Below are 4,658 nucleotides of genomic sequence, written 5' to 3'. Positions count from 1 at the left end.
GGGAGGGGCGGGGTCGTCTCGGTGTGCATCACGGCGCAGGGGATAGCAGTCTCTGCGACTGGACGGTGGAGGAAGGCGTCGGAGGTGAAAGGAAGAACACCGTGGCCGGGCGCCGTTTCGTTCAGGAGACACGCCGGGCCCGCGAGAGGTGGGCCGCAGGGCAGGCGGGCGCCGTATCACCGGGGCTCACCGCGCTGACCACGGGGCCCGATGCTGGCCGGGCCTGGTGGCTTGACGGTGCTTCCGGCGCGGAGGAGAGAAGGGGGCATGCTGAAGACCGCCCTGGGACGTTTCCGCGCCGTGGCCTTCTGGGAGGGGCTGTCCTTCCTGGTGCTGCTGCTCATCGCGATGCCGCTGAAGTACGTGATGCACCTGCCCCAGGGCGTGCGCGTGGTGGGCATGGCGCACGGCCTGCTGTTCATGGCGTACCTGTACACGCTGATGATGGCTGCCATTGAGTACCGCTGGGGCGTGAAGCGGATCGCCGTGGCGTTCGCGGCCTCGCTCGTGCCGGGCGGGACGTTCTGGCTGGACGCGCAGCTGCGCGGTGAGGCACGGGCGTTGGAGACAGCGCAGCCTCGCTGAGCGCGGGGTGATTGACCGCAGGGTAGACAAGACCCATCATGTTCTGGACGGGACGTCATACTCCTGAGGTTGTATCCGCCTACCCCCGAGCACCGTCCCAGCAGAGCCGCGAGGAGCTGGAGCGTCAGCTCAAGGAGATTCAGGCCGAGATGGCGAAGCTAAAGAAGTCCTAGAAGTAGTCCACGGCTCAGGCGAGGGTGAACGCCCTCGCCAACGTGAGCACCTCCACCCGCACGGCCCCTGCCTCCCTCAACGCGATGGCGGCGGCCCGCGCGGTGGATCCCGTGGTGAACACGTCATCCAACAACAGCACCTCCTGTCCCTTCACCCTCCGCGACGCCACGAACGCCCCGGCCACGTTGCCCGTGCGCTCCGCCTCGCTCAGCCCCACCTGCCGCTTCGTCTCGCGCGTGCGCTCAATCCATCCCACCGGCGCCACCCGCCCCGACGCCTTCGCCATCGCCCCCGCGAGCAATTGCGCCTGGTCGTACTGGCGCGTCCGGAAGCGCCGGACATGCAGCGGCAGCGCCACCACGCATCCGGGCGCCGTCCTCAAGAAGCGCCGTGCCTCGTCCGCGAGCAGCGCTCCCAGCGGCGCGGCCAGGTCCGGCTGGTCCTCGTACTTGAAGCGATGGATGGCGCGCGCCACCGGCCCCTCGTGCGCGAAGGGCGCCCAGGCCCTGCTGAACGGTGGCGGCACCGTCCGACACCGGGGACAGGTGTTCCCCGGGAACGTGCCCGGCTCCGCGCAGGTCCGGCAACACACCGGCGGCAGTCGCTCCAGCGCGGTGTCACACGGCTCGCAGAACACCGCGCCCACGCCCGGCAGCACCTTCGCGCAGGCCAGACACATGGGTGGATAGAGCAGGTCCAACAGCGCCTTCCACATCACCGGGACTCCAGGGGCCAGTACATGCCGCGTCCCTCGTGCGAGTCCCGTGCCGCGCTTCACTCCGCAGTGCGGCCCCGCGTCTTGTACGTGAGCACCGGCGCCAGCGTCGCCACCACCCGCACCAGCCCCGCTTCTACCAGGTCCGTCACCACGCGGTCGATGGCCTTGTACGCGGGCGGCGCCTCCTCGAAGAGCAGGTCGCGGTCCTCGCAGATGACGTGGCTCTTGAACACCGTGCGCGTCAGCGACTCCGCGGTGAAGCGCTCCTTCAACCGCTCCCGCGCCGCCGTGCGCGTCCACTTGCGGCCCGCCCCGTGCGCCAGGCTGTGGGCGCTGTGCTCGCCCGTGCCCACCGGCAACACCAGATAGCTCAGCGCGCCGCGACTGCCGGGGATCACCACCGGCCCCTCATCCCAGGGCGCCGCGCCCTTGCGGTGCAGCCACGCCACGCGCCCCTCCGCGTGCCGCACGGTGACGCTGTTGTGGCAGACATCCAGCACCCGCCGCCCCGTCGCTCCAATGCCTTGCAGCGTCCGCTCGGCCACCAGCGCGCGATTCGCCCGGGCCCACGTCACCGCGCCGTCGTGCCGCTCCAGGTACGCGCGGGCCTCGTCCGTGTCCGCCGCCAGTCCCCCCGCCGCGTGCCGGTCCACGTGCGTCCGGAGGATGGCCTCCCCCAACCCGCGCGAACCCGAGTGCACGAGGAGCAGCAACCGCTCCGCCCGCAACCCCAGCGCCTCGAAGACGCGCGCGTCGTGCACCGTCTCCACCCGCTGCACCTCCGCGAAGTGGTTGCCGCCGCCCACCGTGCCCAGCGCCGCCTCGAAGCCCGTGGCCTTCCCACCGTGCTCCGCGAGAAACGCCTCCGCGTCCCCCTCCCACGCGCCCTCCAGGTCCAGCTTTCCCGCCCACCGCTCCGCCTTCGCCTTGCGCACCGGCAGGTCCACGTCCCACAGGCCCATGCCACAGCCGATGTCACTGCCGACGAGGTAGGGATAGAGGAAGCCCTCGGACTCGAAGGCCGCTCCCACGGGGGCGCCTTTTCCGGGGTGCAGGTCCGGCAGTCCCACCGCGAGGCGCATGCCGGGCAGCCGCGCCACCGCTTCCAACTGGCGCACCGCCTCGCCCTCCACCCACGACTGGGGCGAAGCGATGATGCGCACGGTGGCGGCCGGCCCGACGGCCGGGGAGGGTTCAATGGAAGACGTGGACATGGCCCCGCTGACGCTGGCCCCGCGCACGCCCTGACGCCAGGCCCCGAGGCCTGGCGAGGTCGCCCGGCTGCCTACTTGTGGTAGGGCTCGCCCTTCAGGATGGTGAACGCGCGGTAGAGCTGCTCGATGAGCACCACGCGCGCCAGCCGGTGGGGCAGCGTCATCTTCGACAGCGAAATCACCTGATGCGCCGCGGCTCGCACCGTGTCGTCCAGGCCCTCGTCCCCACCAATGACGAAGAGCAGGTCCTTCGCGCCTGTCTGCGCCTTGGCGACGTAGCGGCTGAGCTCCACGGAATCCAGCAGCGTGCCGCGCTCGTCCAGCGCCACCACCCAGTCCTGCGGCTTGCGCTTGCCGAGGATGGCGGCGGCCTCGGCGGCCTTCGCCTCTCCGGGCTTGAGCTTGCGGCCGGAGGCCTCGGTCAACTCAATCAGCTCGAAGCGCGTGTAGTGCTCGAGCCGCCGCGCGTACTCCTGCACGGCGGGCTCGAACAGCCCCGAGCGGTCCTTGCCGATGGACAGCAGGCGGACCTTCACCTCAGGCCAGCTTCACCCGGGGCGCGTCCGCCCACAGCCCGTCCAGGTCGTAGAAGGCGCGCACCTCGCCGTTGAACAGGTGGGCCACGACGTCGTCGTAGTCCAGCAACACCCACTGGCCCGTCTCCAGACCTTCGGTGCTGATGGGGCGCAGCGGCTCCGCGCCCTGCTTGAGCTGCACCTGGACGTTCTCCGCCATGGCGCTCACCTGGCGGTCGCTCTCGCCGGAGGCGATGACGATGTAGTCCGCGTAGGACGTCATCCCGCGCATGTCGAGGATGATGACGTCGGAGGCCTTCTTGTCGAGCAGCAGTTCGCCGATGCGGCGCGCCAGCTCGCGCGCCTTCGGGTTCTCCGCGAGCTTGGGCGGAGGGGGCGGCGCCGGAGCGCGCGGCGCCTTCTTGCGCGCGGCGGCGGTCTTCGTGCGCGGCGGCGGACGGAGGCTGGACTTCGCCTTCTTCGCCGCCGTCTTCTTCCGCGCCGGAGCCCGGGTGCCGCTCTTCGCCTTCGCCTTGGATTTGGATGCGGGGGTCTTCTTCTTCGTGGCCATGTTCCAACTACCCTAGCGCACCCTTGGCAACCTTCCAGCGCTCCTCTAATGGGTTCCGTCCATGAGCGACGCCCGCCTGGAACAATTCAAGAAGATGGTGGCCCAGTTCCCCGACGCCCCCATGGCCTGGTTCTCCCTGGGGAAGCTGCACCTGGAGCGCAAGGAATACGCTGACGCCATCCAGAGCCTGGAGTCCGCTGTCCGTCTGGACCCGCAGTATGCCGCCGCCCTCGTCTCCCTCGGGGACGCCTACGCGGGGGCCGGACAGACGGACAAGGCAAAGGCAGTGCTCACCACCGCCCGGGACCACGCGCTCGCCCAGCAGCACCCCGGGCTGGCGGAGGAGATCGACGAACGCATCTCCGAGCTGGGGTGAGCTGGGGTGAACCGGGCTGACGTCCCCCCGACGGAGGGGTCCGCGCCTACTCCGTGTCGCGCCAGGTGAAGCCCACGCCGAACACCTGGCGCGTGTAGCTCAGGCTGTTGCGCGGCAGGCGCGTGCTCCACACGCCCCAGGACAGCTCCAGGTCCACCCGGGCGGAGACGGGGCGCGCCAGTTTCAGCGACAGCGAGTTCTGGCCCTCGTCCTCCTCCACCAGGATGATCTCCGGCGACAGGAAGATGCCGTCCGGGTAGCGCGACAGCCCCAGCGAGCCCTGCGCCAGCAGCGTCACCTTCCAGGGCAACAGCACCCCGGCGCTGCCGGTGAGCCGGTGGCGCAGCGCCGTCTCGCCGAAGCTGTTGGAGCTGACCTCCTGGAAGGCATACGAGAGCGACAGCTTCACCGGCCCCCGGTACGTGTAGCCCGCGCCGGCCACCAGCCCCCCGTCCTCGCGCCGCCCCAACTCGCGGGTGACGCCGGGGAAGGGCCGGGCCTGGGT

6 protein-coding genes and 1 pseudogene are annotated in these 4,658 nt (G+C 70.6%); 2 read left to right on the top strand and 5 right to left on the bottom strand.

Annotated elements, in window-relative coordinates; translation table 11 throughout:
• Window positions 1-267: 267 nt before the first annotated feature.
• A complete protein-coding gene (locus tag D7V97_RS40295) occupies window positions 268-585 on the top strand; it encodes a DUF3817 domain-containing protein (protein ID WP_120615870.1) in 318 nt (105 codons plus the stop codon).
• Window positions 586-772: 187 nt separating this feature from the next.
• Here the strand turns inward: D7V97_RS40295 and D7V97_RS45555 are convergent, their stop codons facing one another.
• The 4 genes from D7V97_RS45555 to rsfS all read right to left on the bottom strand — a co-directional run bounded on the left by D7V97_RS45555 (window position 773) and on the right by rsfS (window position 3,777).
• Entirely contained in the window at window positions 773-1,474 is a 702-nt protein-coding gene (locus D7V97_RS45555) for a ComF family protein (protein WP_199729142.1), read from the bottom strand.
• A gap of 59 nt (window positions 1,475-1,533) precedes the next feature.
• On the bottom strand, window positions 1,534-2,691 hold the full coding sequence (locus D7V97_RS40280) for an RNA ligase RtcB family protein (protein ID WP_120615869.1): 1,158 nt from the start codon (window positions 2,689-2,691) through the stop codon (window positions 1,534-1,536).
• 71 nt (window positions 2,692-2,762) lie between these two features.
• Window positions 2,763-3,227, bottom strand: coding sequence for a 23S rRNA (pseudouridine(1915)-N(3))-methyltransferase RlmH (locus tag D7V97_RS40275; RefSeq protein ID WP_120615868.1), 465 nt, complete (start codon window positions 3,225-3,227; stop codon window positions 2,763-2,765).
• 1 nt (window position 3,228) lies between these two features.
• The gene (gene rsfS, locus D7V97_RS45550) at window positions 3,229-3,777 is read right to left on the bottom strand and encodes a ribosome silencing factor (RefSeq protein WP_199729140.1); all 549 of its coding nucleotides are present in this window, start codon (window positions 3,775-3,777) and stop codon (window positions 3,229-3,231) included.
• A 61-nt stretch (window positions 3,778-3,838) separates the two neighbouring features.
• On the opposite strand from rsfS, the gene D7V97_RS40265 reads away from it, so the two are divergent.
• Window positions 3,839-4,153: a tetratricopeptide repeat protein gene (locus D7V97_RS40265; RefSeq protein ID WP_120615867.1), complete on the top strand. Its 315-nt coding sequence runs from the start codon at window positions 3,839-3,841 to the stop codon at window positions 4,151-4,153.
• 46 nt (window positions 4,154-4,199) lie between these two features.
• Here D7V97_RS40265 and D7V97_RS40260 read toward each other — a convergent pair.
• Window positions 4,200-4,658, bottom strand: a pseudogene (locus D7V97_RS40260) (hypothetical protein); the annotation flags it as partial.

This window comes from Corallococcus sp. CA053C (assembly GCF_003611675.1).
Lineage (GTDB): Bacteria > Myxococcota > Myxococcia > Myxococcales > Myxococcaceae > Corallococcus.
Note: the sequence above shows the minus strand (reverse complement) of the source record. Positions and strands in the feature narration are given on the sequence as shown.

Excerpts from the sequence above, each read along its gene's own strand:
- D7V97_RS40295 (WP_120615870.1), top strand. The coding sequence starts at position 268 with ATGCTGAAGACCGCCCTGGGACGTTTCCGCGCCGTGGCCTTCTGGGAG.
- D7V97_RS45555 (WP_199729142.1), bottom strand. The coding sequence starts at position 1,474 with ATGTGGAAGGCGCTGTTGGACCTGCTCTATCCACCCATGTGTCTGGCC.
- D7V97_RS40280 (WP_120615869.1), bottom strand. The coding sequence starts at position 2,691 with ATGTCCACGTCTTCCATTGAACCCTCCCCGGCCGTCGGGCCGGCCGCC.
- rsfS (WP_199729140.1), bottom strand. The coding sequence starts at position 3,777 with ATGGCCACGAAGAAGAAGACCCCCGCATCCAAATCCAAGGCGAAGGCG.
- D7V97_RS40265 (WP_120615867.1), top strand. The coding sequence starts at position 3,839 with ATGAGCGACGCCCGCCTGGAACAATTCAAGAAGATGGTGGCCCAGTTC.